The following is a 17067-nucleotide window of genomic DNA, read 5'->3' on the forward strand; positions in this document are numbered from 1 at the left end:
CGACGATCGGGACGGGTACCTCAGACGCCGAGCTTCAGCGCGATGTCATAGCTGATCGACGACTTGCCCGCGGCCAGCGGCAGCCCGATCAGTGCGTTCGAGGCGGTGGCCACGATCACGTTGCACTGCTTCGTGGTCTTGATCTTCGGGACCGTGAAGTCGCCCGCCACGAGCTTGCCCTTGGAGACGCCGGTGGCCAGGTCGTAGGACAGCGGCTTGCCGCTCAACGAGCCGCTCCGGCCGGTCGTCAGCGTCAGGTTCACCGGGATCTGGCAGCTCTGGCCGAGGATCTTCGTGGTCACCACGACCGAGGTGGTGAAGCTCGCGGAGATCGTGCCGTCGGGGTTGATCGTGGTGGTGCCGGTCATGTCCCCGACGGTCTTCACGTCGGTGGGGATGCTGAGCGGCCCGGCCGACGTCTTCCCGCTCGTGAAGCTGATGTTGTTCGGGTCGACCTTCGGCACCAGACCGCCCGCGCCGACGGTGATCTCACCGCAGATGTTCGCGCCGCCACCGGTGGTCTTCACGTTCTTGCCGATGTTGAAGGTGCCGTTGCTCAGCGTCGCCTGGAAGGCGAGCAGGCCGCTCGGGCAGGCGGTGGCCGCTTGGGACGGTGCGGCCAGCGCGGTGGTCAGGAGCGCGGCGACGGCCGTCCCCGCAAGCATCAGCCGGACGATCCGCTGGGAAACCCTCATTGGTCTCTCCTCTTTCACACTTTCGGCAGCACAGATCGGGTCAGCCTGCATCAGGCGGTGCGTCCAGGGGAGCCGGGACGATCAGGGTTCCACCAGCCAGGCGAAGCCCAGTGACGGAAGCTGCACCCACCCGTTACGGACCGTCAGATCCGGTTCGGTGCCGAGGAGTTGTACGAGCCGGTCCGGGCGGGCCGCGGCGGGCAGCGCCCCCTTCAAGCGCTCGATCTGGACGGCGGCCGGCTCCTCGCCGAAGTTGGCCAGCCCCACGAACGTCCCCGACCGGGGATGCCGCCGCCACCAGGCCAGGACGCGGGTGTCGTCCACCCCGACGACGGCCGCCTCACCGCCCGCGTGCAGGGCCTCGGTCGCGGCCCGCGCGGCCGCCAGCCGCCGCATCCAGTTGAACACGTCGGCCTCGAGCGTGCCCTGGACCCGGCGCAGGGCGGCGGCGTCCCAGTCCATCCAGGGCCGGTGCATCCAGCGGTTGTCGTCGGCCAGGGCGGGGTCGGCCAGGTAGCGGGCGTCGTTGCGCAGCGCCAGTTCGTCGCCCATGTACAGCAGGGGCACGCCACCGAACCCGTAGGTCACCGCGTGCAGCAGCACCAGCCGGCGCACGGCCAGTTCCAGCGCCACCGGGTCGCCCGACTCGAGTGCGGCCTCGATCCCGCACAGCGAGGCCGCCGACCCGCTGATCCGGGCGTCGCCGGTGGCCGGGTTCTCCTGGAACAGAGCTCCGCGCGCGTACGAGCCGGGGTAGTTGCCGGAGAAGAACCGGTTCAGGAACCGCCGGTGCCGGAAGGCGTCCCAGCCCACGGCCGCCGCGTCGACATCGCTGACGGCCCAACCGATGTCGTCGTGGCACCGCGCGTAGGTGACCCAGCTCGCCGAGGTCGGGATCACCCGCATCCGGCGCAACGACTGGACGGCCAGCGTCGCGTCCTTGGTGGCCAGGCTGCTCCACAGCATGACCATGAGCTGGTTGTGGTAGGCCAGCTCGCACTCCGGCCGGTACCGGTCGTGACCGCCCAGGTAGGGCACCAGGTCCTCCGGCGAGACGATCGCCTCGGCCTTGAAAACCGTTGCCGGGGCGGCGGTCTGGACGAGCCCGTGCAACGCCTGGATGAGCAGGTGCACCTCGGGCTGGTTCAGGCAGGACGTGCCCATCCGCTTCCACATGAACGGCACGGCGTCCATGCGGAAGATCTCGACGCCCCGGTTCGCAAGCCAGAGAACGGTTTCCAGCATCGCCTCGAACACCGCGGGGTTCGCGTAGTTGAGGTCCCACTGGTACTGCCAGAACGTCGTCCAGACCCAGCCGCCCGCCCCGCCGCGCGCCTCGTCGACCCACGTGAACGAGCCGGGCGCCCGGTCGGGGAACACCTCGGCGATGGTGGCCTCGTAGGCGTCCGGCATCGACCGGTCGGGGAAGGCGGTGTAGAAGTCGGCGTAGGCCGGATCGCCGACCAGCCAGCCCTGGGCCCAGGCGTGCTCGCGGGCGGTGTGGTTCAGCACCAGGTCGATGCACAGGCTCATGTCCCGGTCCCGCAGCGCCGCCGCGACCGCCTCGAGGTCGGCCATGGTGCCCAGCCGCGGGTCGACGTCCCGGTAGTCCTGCACCGCGTAGCCGCCGTCGTTCTCGCCGGGGCGCGGGCGCAGCAGCGGCATCAGGTGCAGGTAGCTGACCCCGAGCTCCTGCAGGTAGTCGAGCCGGGCGGGCAGCTCCGCGAGCGTGCCGCTGAACCGGTCGACGTAGGTCACGTACCCGACCGCCGAGTGGTGCTGGAACCAGTCGCGGTCGATCTCGCGCCGCCGGTCCAGCTCGCGCAGGGGTGCGGGCCGTTCCGCGAGCGCGGCGAGCGCCACCCGGGCGAGCCGGGCCACGAACCCCGGCGCGACGTCGTCCCCGTACAACCGGCTCAGCGCGGCCGCCACGTCCGGCAGGTTCTGCTCGAGGCGGGCCGCGAACCCGACGGCCTCCAACCGGCCGAGCAGCGGCTCGGCGTCGGCCAGCAGCGCGCCGGGCAGGTCGGCGAGGGCGGGGTGGGCGGACGGCGTCGTCACCCGAGCCATCGTCACGGAGCCTCCCGCACGCGGCAAGAGCGGGGGTGCGGCAGGGTGAGTCCCATGGAGACGACTGAGCTGAGCGTGCGGTCGGGCGGCACCCTGGTCACGGACCTGACCCAGGAGGTCGCGGCCTTCGTCCGCGGGCGGGGGGACGGGCTGGTCAACGTGTTCGTCCCGCACGCCACGGCGGGCGTCGCGCTGATGGAGACCGGCTCGGGCAGCGAGCCCGACCTGGCCGACGCGATCGACCGGCTGCTGCCGGCCCAGGACATCTACCGGCACCGGCACGGCAGTCTCGGGCACGGTCGCGACCACGTGCTGCCGGCGTTCGTCGGCCCGTCGGTGAGCATCCCGGTGCTCGACGGCCGGATGGCGCTGGGCACCTGGCAGAGCGTCGTCCTCGTCGACTCCAACGGCGACAACCCGCAGCGCACCGTGCGCCTCTCCTTCCTGCGGGGCTGACCAGGACCCGTATCCTGTTGGCGGCCGGTCGAGTTGGTGGAGGACGCGCATGCCCGCTGAGCAGCACGAAGGCGATCAGCGGGCACAGTTGGAGGTCGAGACCACCCTCGACGCGGACTCGGGATTCACCGTTCCGGCCCTGGTCGGGACGGGGCGGGTGGCCAGCGTCCAGCTGCGCGAGGCGGCTGAGCTGGACGCCACCTACTACGACACGGCCGAGCTCACGCTGATCCGGTCGGGCATCACCCTGCGCCGCCGGTCGGGTGGTTCGGACGCGGGCTGGCACCTGAAGCTGCCCGCGTCCGGGGGCCGGTTGGAGGTGCAGCGGCCGCTGACCGGCGCGTCCCCGCCCGCGGCGCTGCTCGCGCTCGCCCAGGCCTGGCTGCGCGGCCGCGACGTCGGCCCCGTGGCCCGGCTGCGCACCACCCGCACCGTGCACGACCTGTACGCGGACGACGGTCGCCGCCTGGCCGAGCTGGCCGACGACGCGGTGCGGGCCGAGTCGTACGCCGCCGGCTCGGACCTGGGCTCGTCGAGCGACTGGCGGGAGATCGAGGTGGAGCTGGTCGACGGCCGGGCGGACGACGTCCTGGCGCCGGTCGCGGACGCCCTCCTGGCCGCGGGCGCGCGGCCCGCGGTGACGACGTCCAAGCTGGCCCGCGCGCTGCAGGCGCGCCTCGAGCCGACCCCCGCCCACGTGAGCGAACCCGCGGGGGCCGCGGGCGTCGTCCTGGCCTACCTGCGCGAGCAGCTCGCCGAGCTGCTGCTCACCGACGCGCACGTGCGGATGGACGAGCACGACGCCGTGCACCGGATGCGCGTCGCCTGCCGACGGCTGCGCAGCACCCTGGCCAGTTACGGAGCCTTCTTCACCGGTGGGGACGGTTCCTCGGCGGACGGCGTGCGCCGGCTCCGCGACGAGATCGCCTGGATCGCGGGGGTCCTCGGGGAGGCCCGGGACGCCGAGGTGATGCGTCACCACCTCCTCGCGTCGCTCGACGCCCAGCCGCCGGAGTGGGTGCTGGGGCCGGTCGCGCACCGGATCGAGACCGAGCTGGGCCGCCGGTACACCGAGGCGCACGCGGCGAGCGTGCGGGCGCTGGACTCGCAGCGCTACGGCGTCCTGCTGGACGACCTGGAGGCGTTCCTCGCCGAGCCGCCGTTCGACCCCGCGATCGCCGAGGCCGGGCGGAAGGCGGCCGCGGACCTGCTGACCGGGCGGGTTCGGCACGCCCACCACCGCGTCGAGAAGGCCGCCAAGAAGGCCGCGAAGGCGACGTCGCCCGAGGTCCATGACCTGCAGATGCACGAGGTGCGCAAGGCGGCCAAGCGGGCCCGGTACGCGGCCGAGGTGGCGGCGCTCGACGTGCCCACGAGGACGGGCGGGAGCAGCAGGAGCCCGGTGCGGACGCAGGCCCGGGCGTACGCGAAGGCGGCCAAGGAGGTGCAGGAGATCCTCGGCGACCACCACGACGCGGTGGTCCTGCGCGACGAGCTGATGCTGCTGGCCACGCGGGCCGGTCGGTGGGGCGAACCCGGGTTCACGTACGGGCTCCTGCACGCCGATCTCGGGCACCGGCGGGCGCTCGACGAGGTCGCGTACGAGGCCGCCTGGCAGACTCTGGGTGAGGTGGCGTCCGGCTGGCCCGCTTGAGTGTTCTAGCCTGATTCTTGACCGATCTTCACAAGAAGCACGACTCATCCACCAACAAGGCGGTGACCTGCAACGATGCCGATCTACGATGACGTGACGCAGCTCGTCGGCAACACCCCGCTGGTCCGGCTCAACCGGATCAACGAGGGCGGCGCGACGATCGCGGCGAAGCTCGAGTTCTACAACCCGGCCAGCTCGGTCAAGGACCGCATCGGTGTGGCGATGATCGACGCGGCCGAGGAGTCCGGCCAGCTGAAGCCGGGCGGCACCATCGTCGAGGCCACCAGCGGCAACACCGGCATCGCGCTGGCGTTCGTCGCCGCCGCCCGCGGGTACAAGTGCGTGCTGACCATGCCCGAGACCATGTCCAAGGAGCGCCGGGCCCTGCTGCGCGCGTACGGTGCCGAGCTCGTGCTCACCGACGGCTCGCTCGGCATGAAGGGTGCGGTCGCCAAGGCCGAGGAGATCGGCGAGCAGGACGGTGCCGTGCTGGTGCGCCAGTTCGCGAACGTCGCCAACCCCGAGATCCACCGCAAGACCACGGCGGAGGAGATCTGGAAGGACACCGACGGCCAGGTCGCGGCCGTCGTGGCCGGTATCGGCACGGGCGGCACCATCACCGGCGTCGGCCAGGTGCTGAAGCAGAAGAACCCCGACGTGAAGATCTTCGCGGTCGAGCCCAAGCTGTCGCCGATCCTCAACGGCGGGGCGCCCGGACCGCACCCGATCCAGGGCATCGGGGCGAACTTCGTCCCGGACATCCTCGACACCGAGGTGTACGACGAGGTCTTCGACGCCGAGGTGGACGACGCGGTGGCGTGGGCCCGCAAGGCGGCCACCCAGGAGGGTTTGCTGGTCGGCCTGTCGTCGGGGGCGGCGCTGTGGGCGGCCAACGAGGTCTCCAAGCGGCCCGAGTTCGAGGGCAAGGTCGTCGTGGTGATCATCCCGTCGTTCGGTGAGCGGTACCTGTCGACCATCCTGTTCAAGGACCTGGTGGACTGACGTGTCGGATGCGCTCGCCGGTCGGGCGAAGGTCGAGCGGCTCGGCTGGCGGGCGCGTCTGCGCGAGGACGTCGAGGCGGCGAGGCGGCGTGACCCCGCCGCCCGCTCGACGACCGAACTGATCCTGGCCTACCCGGGCATCCACGCCGTCTGGCTGCACCGCATGGCGCACCGGCTGTGGACCGGGGGGCACCCGCTGGCCGCGCGGCTGCTGTCGCAGTGGGCCCGTGCGCGGACAGGCATCGAGATCCACCCCGGCGCCGTGATCGGCCGCCGGTTCTTCATCGACCACGGCATGGGCGTGGTGATCGGCGAGACGTCCGAGGTCGGCGACGACGTCATGCTGTACCACGGTGTGCTGCTCGGCGGTCGCAGCCTGGACAAGGGCAAGCGGCACCCCACGATCGGCGACGGCGTCATCATCGGGGCCGGGGCCTGCGTGCTCGGCCCGGTCGTCGTCGGTGACCATGCGCGCGTGGGCGCGAACGCCGTCGTGGTGCGGGACGTGCCGCCCGGGGCGAGCGTGGTGGGCGTTCCGGGGGAGATCCGTAACGCTCCGGCGCCGACGACCTCGCCGGTCGCCGACCTGGACGCCGTCGACCCGGCCATCTGGATCTGAGGCTTTTCCGTCCTGACTAGGCCGAACGGCCGACCGCCGGGGTTCGTGTGCTTTCACCTGTTCAGCTCGCAGGTTGTTCAAACCCGGGCATTGATAAAGGTTTGATATCAGCCCTAGCCGGTACTCCTAAAGCGCGTAGAGTGACCGTGCGATTACAACTGGTCAGTTGTTCAGACCAGCTGGACGACGAACTTGGCCTTGTGGGGTTGCTCGCCCGGGTGCATTCCTCGGCGGGAGGCCCCTCCGATGGCGACGGAGAACGGCGATGGCACAGGTGTTCGCAGACGGCGAGCAGCTCCAGGACACGGGGATGCGCGCGGTTCCGGCCGAGACCAGGCCGGTGTGGATGGTCCGCCCCCGTGGACCGGTCACGGAGTTCCCTCCGGACCAGTTCGGGCCGGCACTGACCGCTGGGAAGGGCACGCGGCTCGTCCGCTGCGTCGGGTGCTCCGACGACACCCTCCCGAGACCCGACGACAACGCGCCGCTGTGTGCGCGGTGCAGCGACCTCCTGGCCGAGTCCTCCGCTCGGCCCGCGGTGGTCGGCCGGTGGCGCTGGCGTCGGCTGGGCTGACCGCCCTTCTCGCTTCGTTGCGCGCCGAGTGTGATGCTGGTGCGCGCGTTCGGGCCGGTTTCGGCCTCTGACGGTGCACCAGCTCCGCACTCGACGACTCCTGCCCCTGTGCGACACTGACTGTCCAGTGCTCGGTTCCGCGGAACCGGCACCCAGGAGGGCTGGCCGAGTGGCCGATGGCGGCAGTCTTGAAAACTGTTAGTCCGGTGACCCCGGGCTCGGGGGTTCGAATCCCTCGCCCTCCGCTCGCGTCCTGAACGGGTCGAGTCGACAGCCTGGCCACGGGCTCGGACGATGAGATCGTCATGAGTCGAGCGCTCACCTACCGCCGATGGCAGTACGCGGTCTTCGCCGCCGTGAGCGTCGTCGCGACGGTGGCGGGTTGGTTCTGGTTCGTCGGCGACCTCGTCGGGCACCGCTGGTCGGAAGCCGTGGGGGTGGGAATTCTGGCTTGCGTCGGGACCGGTGGTGTCATCCTGAGGTTCCGCCACGGGCCCGAGCTGCTGAGGCGGTATGCCGAGGCGGAGCGCAACCCGCACGAGTCGGCGGGCGAGAACGACTGAGACGGGGTCGACCATGGCCAAGCACGCCCGATTGCCGGCCTGGCGGTTGTGGCTCGCGTGGACGGCGGCCGCCGCCATGCTGGCCTCGGTGGTGTTCTGTCTCGCCCGCGACGAGCCCGCCTTCTCCTGGTGGTGGGCGGTGCCGGCCGTCCTCTCGTTCGCCGCATACAGCGCAGGCGGCCTGCTGACCGCCCAGAAGGGCGACTGATATCAGGACGCCGGGCCATACGTCGGACGCCCGGCCGTCCGGTAGGTCAGCGCCGCGACGCCGCTCGGGAACACCTTCGACTCGGTGAGCTCCAGCGCGACGTCCACCCCCGTCTCCGGGAAGAGGCGGGCCCCGCCGCCCACGACCACCGGGACGACGACGAGGGTCAGCTCGTCGACCAGGTCGGCCTCCAGGAGCGACCGCACCAGCGCGCCGCTGCCGTGCACCTGCAGTTCGCCCCCCGGCTCGGCCTTCAGCTCGCGCACCGCCTCGAGCACGTCACCGGACAGCACCGTCGTCCCGTCCCAGTCGGGCACGTCCGGCCGGCTCGTCACGAGGTACTTCGGCCGGGTGTTGAAGGCGTCGGCGATCGGCGTCACGCCCGGCTCGATGGTCGGCCAGTACGGGGCGAAGATGTCGAAGGTGTTGCGCCCGAACAGGAAGGCGTCGGCCCGCTCGATGATCCGGGCGATGTACGCCCCGCCCTCGGCGGTCAGGTGCGGCGTGGCCCAGCCGGCCCGCTCGAACCCGAGCCCGACGTCATAGGCCGAGGCGCCGTTGCCCTGCATCACGCCGTCCACGGAGACCTGAGTGGTGGTCGTCAGCTTCATGGTCGCGGTTCCCTTCGTCCCGGGTGGGCCCTCGTGGGCCACTCTCACCCTGGCTACGAACGGCGACCCCAAAATGCGACACCGCGGTGAAGAAACCTCAGAAGGTCTGCGCGGGCTCCGAGACCTCGACCGGCGCCTCGACCACGGCCTCGACGGCCGTCAGGTCCACGATTCGCTGCGCCGAACCCGTCATCGTGGCCCGGACGTGGTCGGCCAGCCGGCTGCTCATCGCGACGATGGTGAGCGTCGGGTTCACGTAGCCGAGGCTGGTCGGGAACACGGAACTGCCCGCGACGTAGAGGTTCTCGAGCCCGTGCACGCGGGAGTCGGCGTCCACGACCCCGAGCTGGGGGTCGGCGTGCATGCGGGTGCCGCCCATCGGGTGGTGGATGCCGCCGAGATTCATGCGCAGGGGCCCGTCGAACTGCATCCACGGGTCGAACCAGCCCAGCCCGGCGCGCTCCACGGAGCGGGCGAACAGGTCCATGTACCGGGTCAGGTTCTGCTGGTCGGCCTCGGACCAGCCGAGCTTCAGGTTCAGCCGGCCGCGGCCGAGCGCGTCCTTGGTGCCGGACAGCGTGAGCCGGTTCTCCCGCTCGGGGGTCTGCTCGGTCTGCACGTGCACCTCGAGCACCGGGAACTGCGAGCGGTCGGCGCCGGGCCGCGACCAGCCGCCGCGGTACCACTGGTAGGCGTCGGGGTTGTCCTGCCAGTCCGGCCCGTCCCACTCGTACTGCATGCCGAGCACCTTGCGGGTCTCACCCGGGTTGGTCAGCAGCCGCCGGGCCGAGGCCAGGGCGGCCGCTCCCTTCTTGCCACGCACCTCGGCCTTCAGGTGGCGGAAGGCGCGCTCGGCGTCGGTGTTGAACCCGGAGCGCCGGGGGATGAACACCGCGCCGACGTTGAGCAGCTGCTCGGCCCGCTTGTACTCCTCGTCGAACGTGAGCACGCCGTTGATCAGCTGCCCGTCGACGTAGTGCAGGTCGTACAGGCCGAGGTTCTCGAGGACGTCGGGGGACGACGGGCGCAGGGCGCCCAGCCGGAACTCGGGGTGGTCGGTCACGTACCGGCCGACGTTGTCGTAGCGGTTCCCGGGGCCGCCCGGCCGGCAGAGCTCCGACGACAGCAGCACCTGGCTGTTCTCGACGCCGCCGCCGGCCAGCACGAACAGCTGCGCCGTCACGGTGAACGAGGTGCCGTCCGAGCGCACCACGGACGCCGAGCGCACCGCGTTCCCGTCGCGCTCGCCGTCCAGCGAGACGACGGTCGAGCCGACCTCCACGCGCACGTTGGGCGCGGCCAGCAGCTCGTCGCGGGCGCGCAGCGTGAACCAGTCGGCGGGCGCGTACTGGGCGACCGTCGTGCGGGTGTTCTCGATGGTCAGCTCGGGGGTCGTCGCCCGCGACCAGTGCGACGGGGAGTCGTTGACGACGGCCCCGCCCCACGCGAGGTGGGTGCGGTCGTAGTAGGGCATGAGCTCGGCCAGGTCGAAGGGCCAGCCGCTGCCCGGCTGCCACGACTTGGTCTCGAAGTCGATCTGCTCGCCCGTCATGGTGCGGGCGTAGACCCGGCTCTTGCCCGGCCAGGTGACGTGCACCCAGTTGTTGGCGGTGCCGCCGAACTGCCGGCGGCGGCCCCCGGCCATGGCGGAGGGGCCGTAGTAGGGGGACTCGGTGTGCCCGGCCGCGAGGTCGTCGGCGGCCGCGGACGGCTCGTACTCGCCGCTCTCCAGCACCAGGACGTCGAACGACTCGCCGACCAGTTCGCGCGCGATGGTCAGCCCCGAGGGGCCGGCGCCGATGATGCAGACATCGGTGCGGATCTCCTGTGCCATCGCCGTGCTCCCTCGCCAACTCCTCGACATCCTCGGGCAGTTAACTCGGCCGGGAGACTCACGCGCAGCAAAATCTGTCAAGAGATCCACTCTCATCCTTACTCAGCCCCCGCTCAGCTACCCACCGCATCGTGGGGAACACGCAAGGTGATCAAGGGGCGCTCTGACGCGTCTCCGACGCCCCGCGGCGGCCCGCCTGACTGGCCTCCTACGCCGGAGTAGGCAGACTGACCCCGTGCGCGTCGTCGTCCTCGGAGCAACGGGGTACATCGGGTCCCGACTGGTGCCCGAACTCCTGGCCCGCGGGCACGACGTCGTGGCCACCGGTTCCGGACGCCCCCGCCGTCTGCTCTATCCCTGGTCGGACCGGGTGGAGTGGCGGCGGGTGCAGGCCCGGTCGCGACACGACGTGCACGCCGCCCTGAAGGGGGCCGACGCCGCCGTCTACCTCGTGCACGGGCTGAGCGGGCGGGCCTTCGCGGCTGCGGACCGCGAGGCGGCCCGGGTGGTGCGCAACGTGGGGCGGGAGCTGGGGCTGCCGCGACTGGTGTACCTGTCGGGGCTGGTGCCGGACGTGCCGGAGGAGCAGCTGTCGGAGCACATCCGGTCGCGGCTGGAGGTCGAGGAGGTCCTGGCCGGTGGCCCGGTGAGCACGCTCACCCTGCGCGCCGGGATCGTGCTCGGGGCCGGGTCGACGTCGTTCGAGATCCTCCGGCAGGTGGCCGCGGTCAACGTGGTGCAGTGGCTGCCCCCGTCGATGCGCTCGCGGGTCCAACCGATCTCCGTCGCGGACGCCGTGGCCGAGCTGGCCGGGGCCGTCGAGGACGACGGCGTGACCGGGCACCTCGACATCGGCGGGCCCGACGTCCTGACCTACGCCGACCTGCTCGCCACCTACGCGCGGGTCGCCGGCCTGCGGCGCGTGCAGCTGCCCGCGCCCCCGGTCCCGAACGCCCTGGTGGCGGCCGTCTCCCCGCTGACCACCGCCGCGCCGTGGTGGACCGTCATGTCGCTCGTCCAGTCGCTCACCCACGACATGGTCTGCGACCCCGGCCGGTCCGACCCGCTGGCCCCGGCGAACCCGCTGGGCGTCGAGACGGCGATCCGCCGGGCGCTGCGCGAGCCGTACACGCCGTTCGAGGGCACGGAGGTCGGTGGCGACCCGCACGTGCTGGCCCCGAGTGACCCGGGCTGGGCGAGACCCTCACGCCTGGAACGACTCCTGCCGCCCGCCGCGGTCCCGGCCGGGCGCCTCCTCGGCGGCGTGGGGCACATCGCCGAGTACCGCCTGCGGGGCCTGGTCGGGCTCTGAGCCCATGACAAGCGGGTCAGGTCAGTCGTTCGAGGGTCGCCGGGTCCCGGACCCCGCCGAAGAGCCGGTCCAGCAGCCGCCCGAACACCGGCTCCGCAGAGACGGTCTCGAACAGGGTCAGGCACGAGCGCAGCTTCAGTGCGTCCACCGACCCGAACACCCTCTCCGCCGACGTACCCGGCGGCAGTCCCGCCACGGCCTCGCAGCACTCCAGCAGGCGGCGACCGAGGACCGGGTGGGCCAGGTAGGCGACCGCCTCCGCGCGGCCCGAGATCGCGTACCGCCGCGACGTCGCGCTCATCCCCAGACCGGCCACCTGCGGGAACACGAACCACATCCAGTGCGAACGCTTCTCGCCGGCCCGCACCTCGGCCACGGCCCGCTCGAACACGCCACCCGCCTGGGCCTCGACGAAGCGGTTCAGGTCGAATTCGTCGGTCATGGGCTCTCCCGCAGGGCCAGCAGTTCGGGGGCGGCGGCCGTGAACTCCTGCGCGAACTGGAGTCTCGCCACCCAGGCGGCGGGGATCGCCGCGGCACCGTCCCGCGCCCCGAGCAGGCCGCCGGCGATCGCCCCGTTGGTGTCGGAGTCCATCCCCAACCGGACGATGTCGACCAGCACGTCCACGAGGGGCCGCGGGTCGCACAACGCCGCCACGGCCAGGCTGAGCGAGTCCAGCACGTAGCCGCCGCCCTCGTCGGCCAGGAACGTCTGACCGGTCGCGGCCATCGTCGCGGGCACCAGGTGCGCGCCGAACGCGATCGCCTCGTCGACGGGCGGGCACTCGAGGTCCAGGGTCACGGACCGCCCGGCGCGCACCGCGTCGTCCGGCGACCCGCCGGCCAACAGCTTCGCGACCATCTCGACGTAGGCGGCGCAGGCCACGGTGCAGCGCGGGTCGTCGTGCGTGATCGCCGACAGCTCAACGGCTTCCGTGATCCGGGCCGTCCGCGTGGAGCGGGCCAGGGCGGTCGGCAGGCAACGCATCAGCGACCCGTTGCCGGCCTTGCCCCGGCCGGCCCCGGCCTGCCGCGGGTCGCCCGTCCGCCCGTACTTGGTCAGCCCGTCGAGGGTCGCACCGCCGATGTCCCGCGGCCGGCTGCCGGGTTCGCGGTCGGGCCAGTCACCCCGCAGCCAGTCGAGCATGGCCTCCCCGGTCGCGCGCACGACGTCCCCGCCCGCCCCGGCCCGCCGGTAACCGAGAATCAGCGCCCGGGTGAGGTCCGTGTCGTCCGTCGCGTGACCCGCCGCCCACCCGAAGGGGCCGCCGCCGACGATCTCGCGGACGCCGTCCGGGTGCACCGATCGCACCTCGGCCCAGGGCATGAACTCGACCGTGGCGCCGAGCGCGTCGCCCGCGTGCACCCCCAGCAGTGCACCGAGAGCGCGTTCCGCCAGCCCCGGTTCGGCGTCCTTCCCCATCGAACGACCGTACCGGTGGGTCGGCGCAGCCGCAGGGTCGCAGGCTCAGACCGCGATCGCCACCACGGTGAACGCCGTACCGCCCACTAGCACGGTCACCACCAGCAGGGCGGCCAGCCGCAGCCGCCGCGACGTCCGCACGCGGTACCGCACCCCCGCGAGCCGGGTCGTCAGGACGCTACGCGAACCGCCGGTACCGCCCAACGAGAACGCCCGCAGCGCCAGCGTGTTCACGAGGTCCGCCAACGTCACCATCGGCCGACCGACCCCCCGGTCACCGCGGCCCGCTCAGGTCGCGGTCGGTGAGTACACCGCGATGACGATCGTCCCGCGGGAGCCGGCCGCCGCCGCGTACGTCCCGGTGGCCGTCCCGTCGATCGGTTCGGAGCTCACGAGGCTGCAGAGCAGGTCGGAGTCGAGCTTCGCGCCCACCGGGCCCTGCGCGACGATGTCGGCCCCCGAGACGGTGAGCTGGTCGGGGTCGAGGACGAGATCGTTCGCGGTCGGGTCCGGGTTGTAGACCACCCCGCACACCAGGTCGCCCGGCCGGACCGGCTTCGACACCGAGCGGACCGTGCCGTTCAACGCGGTGACCCCGGCCTGGGGCGAACCGAAAGCGGCGCCGCCGAAAGTGATCTCGCCCGGCAGCCGGTATCCGTCGAAGTCGATGCGCCGACCGCTCATCTGGTAGACCGCGACGGCGAGCCGCACCGAGTGCAGGGTCTGGCCCGGGTAGGTGAACACGACGGTGCTCTCCCGACCCGGCTTGACGCCCTCCTTGCCCCACGCCCTGCGGTTGGCCGCCGGGTCCTGGCCGTCCTGGTACACCTCGGTGAAGGCGCCCTGCTTGCAGCCGGCGCTGATCGGGTTCCCGTTCACCGTGATGGTCGTGGTGATGCCGTCGACGTGCTCGTTGTACTTGGCGGCCACCGCTTGGTCGATGAAGCACGTGCTGACCACGGCGATGTTCGCGTCGGTGGGGGTGAACCTCAGGATCACCGAACCGGCTCCGAAGGCGCCGATCTCCCGCTGCACCAGCGGGTCGCCGTTGTACGTCGGCGGGAACTCGGTCAGCACCTGCTTCGCGGGCGGGGCGTCCGTCTCGTGCAGCAGCGGCAGCTTCGGCACCCCGGCGGCCGCCCCGATCAGCATCACCGCGGCGGCCACCCCGGCCGCGGCCCGGCGCCGGCGGACCACCTGGGCCCGGTGCCGTACCCCGGCCAGCCGGCTGGTGGTCACCCCCGGCCCGGTCACGTCGGGACCGCGGACCCCGTCGGCCCGGGTATGCAGCTCACGCTGCAGGTCGTCGAGGTTCATCGGTCCACCTCCTCGGTGGGAGTCAGGGCGGGGTCGATACGCAGCTTGGCGAGCGCCTTGCTGGTCTGGCTCTTCACCGTGCCGAGGCTGCAGCCGAGCAGCTCGGCGGTCTCCGCTTCCGAAAGACCTTCGTAGAACCGCAGGACGACGGTCGCCCGCTGCCGCTTCGGCAGGCGGCCGAGCGCTTCCCACAGGTCGAGCCGGTCCTCGCTGGAGTCGACCGCGGGGTCGGCCACCGGGGAGTCGGGGACGTCGGCGTGCGGCTGCTCACCGTTCCACCGGCGCCGCCACCACGACGAGTAGGTGTTGACCAGGATCTTGCGGACGTACGCCTCGGGGCTGGAGCTGATCCGCCCCCACGACATCCAGGCCTTGGCGAGGCTGGTCTGCAGCAGGTCCTCGGCGAGCATCTGGTCGCGGGTGAGCAGGTAGGCCGTGCGCAGCAACTGGTCGCCGCGGGCGGCGACGAACGACTCGAAGACCATCGTGTCGTCCGTGCTCGTGCGGACCGGGCGCTCCGAGCGCCCGGCGACGAGCTCTTCCATGACCGCACCCCTCGGCGTCTCGGCTACCCCGTTCCCGGGGGCCGGCAGGGAGGTGCCGGCCGCCAGGGCATGACTGGTCATGCCCGTCAGACCGGGTGGTCCCCGCATCCGGTTGCCCCGCGGAGGAGAATTTCTCAAATATCTGTGTTGCCCCGGTTTCCGGGCCTCAGGATTCCATCCTCCGGCCGAAGGTGAGCAGGTGGGTCCGCCCGGTGGCCACGGCGTCGAGCCCGGCGGCCACCCGGCGGGCCAACGACGGCCGGGTATGGGCGCCCACGGCGGCCGGCTCGACGAGGTGGACGGCGTCGATCTCGCCCGGCTCCAACCGGAACCCGGCCACGTCCCGCGCGTCCACCACCCCGCCGTCGAACAGGAAGTGCACCGCGTCCCCCCAGACGCCGTGCCGCGGCGCCCAGTCGACGGCCAGCATGCGCCCCACCGGCCACTCGACGCCGAGCTCCTCCCGCAGCTCGCGCAGCACCCCGGTCAGCGGCGGCTCGTCGTCCTCCAGGACGCCCCCGGGCAGACCCCACGTCGAGCGGTAGGACTGCTCGAGCAGCAGGACCCGGCCCCCGGCGTCCCGGACCAGCACGGCGGCCGAGACGCGCTTGCGCGGGAAGGTCGCGGCGACGCCCGGGACGAACTCCGGCTCGGGCTCCCCCTCCAGCACGAGGTCCGCGTCGATGCGCGTCCGCAGAACGTCACCCATACTCGAAACGATATGGGTGACACGTTGGGAACGGTGCTGGTCGTCCTGCTCGTGGTGGTGGCGACGATCGGCGTCCTGCTGCTCGGGGTCATCGGCTTCGTCATCTGGCGGTACGACGTGCCGCTGAGCGGCATCGTCGCGATGTTCGGGGCGCTGCTCTACCTGCTGTCGCCGATCGACGTGATCCCCGAGGGCCTGTTCGGCCCGTTCGGTCTGGTGGACGACGCCGGGGTGGTGGGGGCCACCGTCCTGTTCGTCTACAAGCTGGTCACCGCTCGGCGGATGCTGGCCGCGCGGGGCGTGCAGTTCCCGCCCGCCCGGCGGCGACCGCGTCCACCACGAGGAGGACAGCCGGCGTTGCCACCGCGACCAGAGCCACCGGCAACGACGCGCCGGCCACCGGGAGGAAACCCGCCCCGAGCGTGAGAACGGCTGCCCCCAGAGCCTTCTCGCGGTCCCCGGCGCGGGTCACCCCGAGCGGGTGGTGCAGCGCCCAGACGAGGACCAGGAACGCCGCCACCGGGACGGCGACCGCCAGCGCCACGGTCAGGTCGCCCACCTCGAGGTGGTGCTCGGCCGCCTCGACCGCCACTTCGAGCGTGCCGCCCAGGGCGACGAGCGCCGCGAACAGGAAATAGTGCCCGTAGCCCCAGAGGAACGACCGGTCGCGGCGACCCTCCAGGCCCTCGCCCGCCGGCTTCAGGAAGTAGATCCACCACAGGGCGAAGGTGATCACCAGCGAGGCGGCGAACACCGTGAGGACGTCGGGCGTCCAGCCCTCCTCCTCCACCGCGACGTTGGCGGCCAGCGACGCCGCGCGCACGCACTCGCCGAGCATGATGATCGCGAACAGGCCGTACCGCTCGGCGATGTGGTGCGGGTGCCACGTCGTCATGCCGGGCCGCTCGGCCCACCACGGCACGGCGACCTCGAGCGCGGCCAGCACGAAGAAGGTCGCGAACTGCGCGTCGGCGGGCAGGGCCAGCCGGGCCAGCCACAGCACCTGCACGGCGCCGATGCCGGCCGCGTACCGGCGGGCCGCGGGCGCGAAGTCGCCACCCCGGGCCGCGCGCAGCCACTGGCTGATCATCGCCACCCGCATCACGACGTAGCCGATGGTGATGGTGGTGAAGTCGTCGCCGGTGAACGCGTCGTGCACGCCCGAGGCCAGCACCAGCACGCCGGCCATCTGCACGAGCGTGACCACCCGGTACACGGCGTCGTCGGTGTCGAACGCCGAGGCGAACCAGGTGAAGTTCATCCACGCCCACCAGATGGCGAAGAAGACCATGCCGAAGCGCAACGCGCCCTCGGCGGCGTGCCCGTCGGCGACGTCGTGCGCCAGCTCGGTGGCCACCGACGCGGCGGCCACCACGAACGTCAGGTCGAACAGCAGCTCCAGCACCGTGGCGGTGCGGTGGCCCTCGCCCGCGTCCCGGGCGCGCATGGGTACGGTCCAACCGGGCATCCGCTCGG

General features: G+C 72.2%; 19 protein-coding genes, 1 tRNA gene and 1 pseudogene. 10 read left to right on the plus strand and 11 right to left on the minus strand.

The genetic code is table 11. The annotated features are described in order from the left end of the window. Positions 1–20: 20 nt before the first annotated feature. Both ACIB24_RS03525 and ACIB24_RS03530 read right to left on the minus strand, forming a co-directional pair. Positions 21–695, minus strand: a complete 675-nt coding sequence (locus ACIB24_RS03525) for a hypothetical protein (RefSeq protein WP_398275231.1) — start codon at positions 693–695, stop codon at positions 21–23. An 81-nt stretch (positions 696–776) separates the two neighbouring features. Continuing rightward, complete coding sequence (locus ACIB24_RS03530) at positions 777–2756, minus strand: alpha-amylase family protein (protein WP_398275234.1); 1980 nt, start codon at positions 2754–2756, stop codon at positions 777–779. 63 nt (positions 2757–2819) lie between these two features. On the opposite strand from ACIB24_RS03530, the gene ACIB24_RS03535 reads away from it, so the two are divergent. The 8 genes from ACIB24_RS03535 to ACIB24_RS03570 all read left to right on the plus strand — a co-directional run bounded on the left by ACIB24_RS03535 (position 2820) and on the right by ACIB24_RS03570 (position 7841). Further along, on the plus strand, positions 2820–3221 hold the full coding sequence (locus tag ACIB24_RS03535) for a secondary thiamine-phosphate synthase enzyme YjbQ (protein WP_398275237.1): 402 nt from the start codon (positions 2820–2822) through the stop codon (positions 3219–3221). A 49-nt stretch (positions 3222–3270) separates the two neighbouring features. After that, positions 3271–4875 carry a CYTH and CHAD domain-containing protein gene (locus ACIB24_RS03540; protein WP_398275240.1) on the plus strand — a complete coding sequence of 535 codons (1605 nt, stop codon included), beginning with the start codon at positions 3271–3273 and terminating at the stop codon, positions 4873–4875. Positions 4876–4950: 75 nt separating this feature from the next. Further along, a complete protein-coding gene (gene cysK / locus ACIB24_RS03545; protein WP_398275243.1) occupies positions 4951–5877 on the plus strand; it encodes a cysteine synthase A in 927 nt (308 codons plus the stop codon). Between the two features lies 1 nt (position 5878). After that, complete coding sequence (gene epsC, locus ACIB24_RS03550; RefSeq protein ID WP_398275246.1) at positions 5879–6496, plus strand: serine O-acetyltransferase EpsC; 618 nt, start codon at positions 5879–5881, stop codon at positions 6494–6496. Between the two features lie 265 nt (positions 6497–6761). Next, positions 6762–7070 carry a hypothetical protein gene (locus ACIB24_RS03555; protein WP_398275249.1) on the plus strand — a complete coding sequence of 103 codons (309 nt, stop codon included), beginning with the start codon at positions 6762–6764 and terminating at the stop codon, positions 7068–7070. A gap of 155 nt (positions 7071–7225) precedes the next feature. Next, positions 7226–7315 (plus strand) — tRNA-Ser (locus tag ACIB24_RS03560). A 60-nt stretch (positions 7316–7375) separates the two neighbouring features. Continuing rightward, complete coding sequence (locus ACIB24_RS03565) at positions 7376–7633, plus strand: hypothetical protein (protein ID WP_398275252.1); 258 nt, start codon at positions 7376–7378, stop codon at positions 7631–7633. Between the two features lie 13 nt (positions 7634–7646). Next, positions 7647–7841 (plus strand): hypothetical protein, encoded by a 195-nt coding sequence (locus ACIB24_RS03570; RefSeq protein WP_398275255.1) that lies wholly within the window; start codon positions 7647–7649, stop codon positions 7839–7841. A 2-nt stretch (positions 7842–7843) separates the two neighbouring features. Here the strand turns inward: ACIB24_RS03570 and ACIB24_RS03575 are convergent, their stop codons facing one another. Further along, a complete protein-coding gene (locus ACIB24_RS03575; protein WP_398275257.1) occupies positions 7844–8452 on the minus strand; it encodes a dihydrofolate reductase family protein in 609 nt (202 codons plus the stop codon). Positions 8453–8549: 97 nt separating this feature from the next. Then, complete coding sequence (locus ACIB24_RS03580; protein WP_398275260.1) at positions 8550–10286, minus strand: FAD-dependent oxidoreductase; 1737 nt, start codon at positions 10284–10286, stop codon at positions 8550–8552. Between the two features lie 235 nt (positions 10287–10521). On the opposite strand from ACIB24_RS03580, the gene ACIB24_RS03585 reads away from it, so the two are divergent. Next, on the plus strand, positions 10522–11598 hold the full coding sequence (locus tag ACIB24_RS03585; protein ID WP_398275263.1) for an NAD(P)H-binding protein: 1077 nt from the start codon (positions 10522–10524) through the stop codon (positions 11596–11598). Positions 11599–11614: 16 nt separating this feature from the next. On the opposite strand, the gene ACIB24_RS03590 is transcribed toward ACIB24_RS03585, so the two are convergent. From ACIB24_RS03590 to ACIB24_RS03615, 6 genes are all read right to left on the minus strand, one after another. Further along, a complete protein-coding gene (locus ACIB24_RS03590) occupies positions 11615–12040 on the minus strand; it encodes a DUF1810 domain-containing protein (protein WP_398275266.1) in 426 nt (141 codons plus the stop codon). Beyond that, entirely contained in the window at positions 12037–13020 is a 984-nt protein-coding gene (locus ACIB24_RS03595) for an ADP-ribosylglycohydrolase family protein (RefSeq protein ID WP_398275268.1), read from the minus strand. The genes ACIB24_RS03590 and ACIB24_RS03595 overlap by 4 nt, the downstream gene beginning before the upstream one ends. Before the next feature lie 45 nt (positions 13021–13065). Further along, on the minus strand, positions 13066–13275 hold the full coding sequence (locus ACIB24_RS03600) for a hypothetical protein (protein ID WP_398275271.1): 210 nt from the start codon (positions 13273–13275) through the stop codon (positions 13066–13068). A 33-nt stretch (positions 13276–13308) separates the two neighbouring features. Beyond that, on the minus strand, positions 13309–14337 hold the full coding sequence (locus ACIB24_RS03605) for a hypothetical protein (protein WP_398275274.1): 1029 nt from the start codon (positions 14335–14337) through the stop codon (positions 13309–13311). After that, a complete protein-coding gene (locus ACIB24_RS03610) occupies positions 14334–14822 on the minus strand; it encodes a SigE family RNA polymerase sigma factor (RefSeq protein ID WP_398276731.1) in 489 nt (162 codons plus the stop codon). Before ACIB24_RS03610 ends, ACIB24_RS03605 begins: the two co-directional genes overlap by 4 nt. A gap of 226 nt (positions 14823–15048) precedes the next feature. After that, a complete protein-coding gene (locus tag ACIB24_RS03615; RefSeq protein ID WP_398275277.1) occupies positions 15049–15591 on the minus strand; it encodes an NUDIX domain-containing protein in 543 nt (180 codons plus the stop codon). A 141-nt stretch (positions 15592–15732) separates the two neighbouring features. On the opposite strand from ACIB24_RS03615, the pseudogene ACIB24_RS03620 reads away from it, so the two are divergent. Further along, a pseudogene (locus ACIB24_RS03620) lies at positions 15733–15816 on the plus strand (DUF1232 domain-containing protein); the annotation flags it as partial. Between the two features lie 43 nt (positions 15817–15859). On the opposite strand, the gene ACIB24_RS03625 reads toward ACIB24_RS03620, so the two are convergent. Then, a complete protein-coding gene (locus ACIB24_RS03625; RefSeq protein ID WP_398275280.1) occupies positions 15860–17059 on the minus strand; it encodes a low temperature requirement protein A in 1200 nt (399 codons plus the stop codon). Positions 17060–17067 lie beyond the last annotated feature (8 nt).

The organism is Spongisporangium articulatum, assembly GCF_044465595.1.
GTDB classification, from domain to species: domain Bacteria; phylum Actinomycetota; class Actinomycetes; order Actinomycetales; family Kineosporiaceae; genus Spongisporangium; species Spongisporangium articulatum.

Bases quoted from the DNA above. Each gene is read 5' to 3' on its own strand.
- ACIB24_RS03525 (WP_398275231.1), bottom strand. From the start codon at position 695: ATGAGGGTTTCCCAGCGGATCGTCCGGCTGATGCTTGCGGGGACGGCC.
- ACIB24_RS03535 (WP_398275237.1), top strand. From the start codon at position 2,820: ATGGAGACGACTGAGCTGAGCGTGCGGTCGGGCGGCACCCTGGTCACG.
- ACIB24_RS03540 (WP_398275240.1), top strand. From the start codon at position 3,271: ATGCCCGCTGAGCAGCACGAAGGCGATCAGCGGGCACAGTTGGAGGTC.
- cysK (WP_398275243.1), top strand. From the start codon at position 4,951: ATGCCGATCTACGATGACGTGACGCAGCTCGTCGGCAACACCCCGCTG.
- ACIB24_RS03555 (WP_398275249.1), top strand. From the start codon at position 6,762: ATGGCACAGGTGTTCGCAGACGGCGAGCAGCTCCAGGACACGGGGATG.
- ACIB24_RS03565 (WP_398275252.1), top strand. From the start codon at position 7,376: ATGAGTCGAGCGCTCACCTACCGCCGATGGCAGTACGCGGTCTTCGCC.
- ACIB24_RS03570 (WP_398275255.1), top strand. From the start codon at position 7,647: ATGGCCAAGCACGCCCGATTGCCGGCCTGGCGGTTGTGGCTCGCGTGG.
- ACIB24_RS03575 (WP_398275257.1), bottom strand. From the start codon at position 8,452: ATGAAGCTGACGACCACCACTCAGGTCTCCGTGGACGGCGTGATGCAG.
- ACIB24_RS03580 (WP_398275260.1), bottom strand. From the start codon at position 10,286: ATGGCACAGGAGATCCGCACCGATGTCTGCATCATCGGCGCCGGCCCC.
- ACIB24_RS03590 (WP_398275266.1), bottom strand. From the start codon at position 12,040: ATGACCGACGAATTCGACCTGAACCGCTTCGTCGAGGCCCAGGCGGGT.
- ACIB24_RS03595 (WP_398275268.1), bottom strand. From the start codon at position 13,020: ATGGGGAAGGACGCCGAACCGGGGCTGGCGGAACGCGCTCTCGGTGCA.
- ACIB24_RS03600 (WP_398275271.1), bottom strand. From the start codon at position 13,275: ATGGTGACGTTGGCGGACCTCGTGAACACGCTGGCGCTGCGGGCGTTC.
- ACIB24_RS03605 (WP_398275274.1), bottom strand. From the start codon at position 14,337: ATGAACCTCGACGACCTGCAGCGTGAGCTGCATACCCGGGCCGACGGG.
- ACIB24_RS03610 (WP_398276731.1), bottom strand. From the start codon at position 14,822: ATGGTCTTCGAGTCGTTCGTCGCCGCCCGCGGCGACCAGTTGCTGCGC.
- ACIB24_RS03615 (WP_398275277.1), bottom strand. From the start codon at position 15,591: ATGGGTGACGTTCTGCGGACGCGCATCGACGCGGACCTCGTGCTGGAG.
- ACIB24_RS03625 (WP_398275280.1), bottom strand. From the start codon at position 17,059: ATGCCCGGTTGGACCGTACCCATGCGCGCCCGGGACGCGGGCGAGGGC.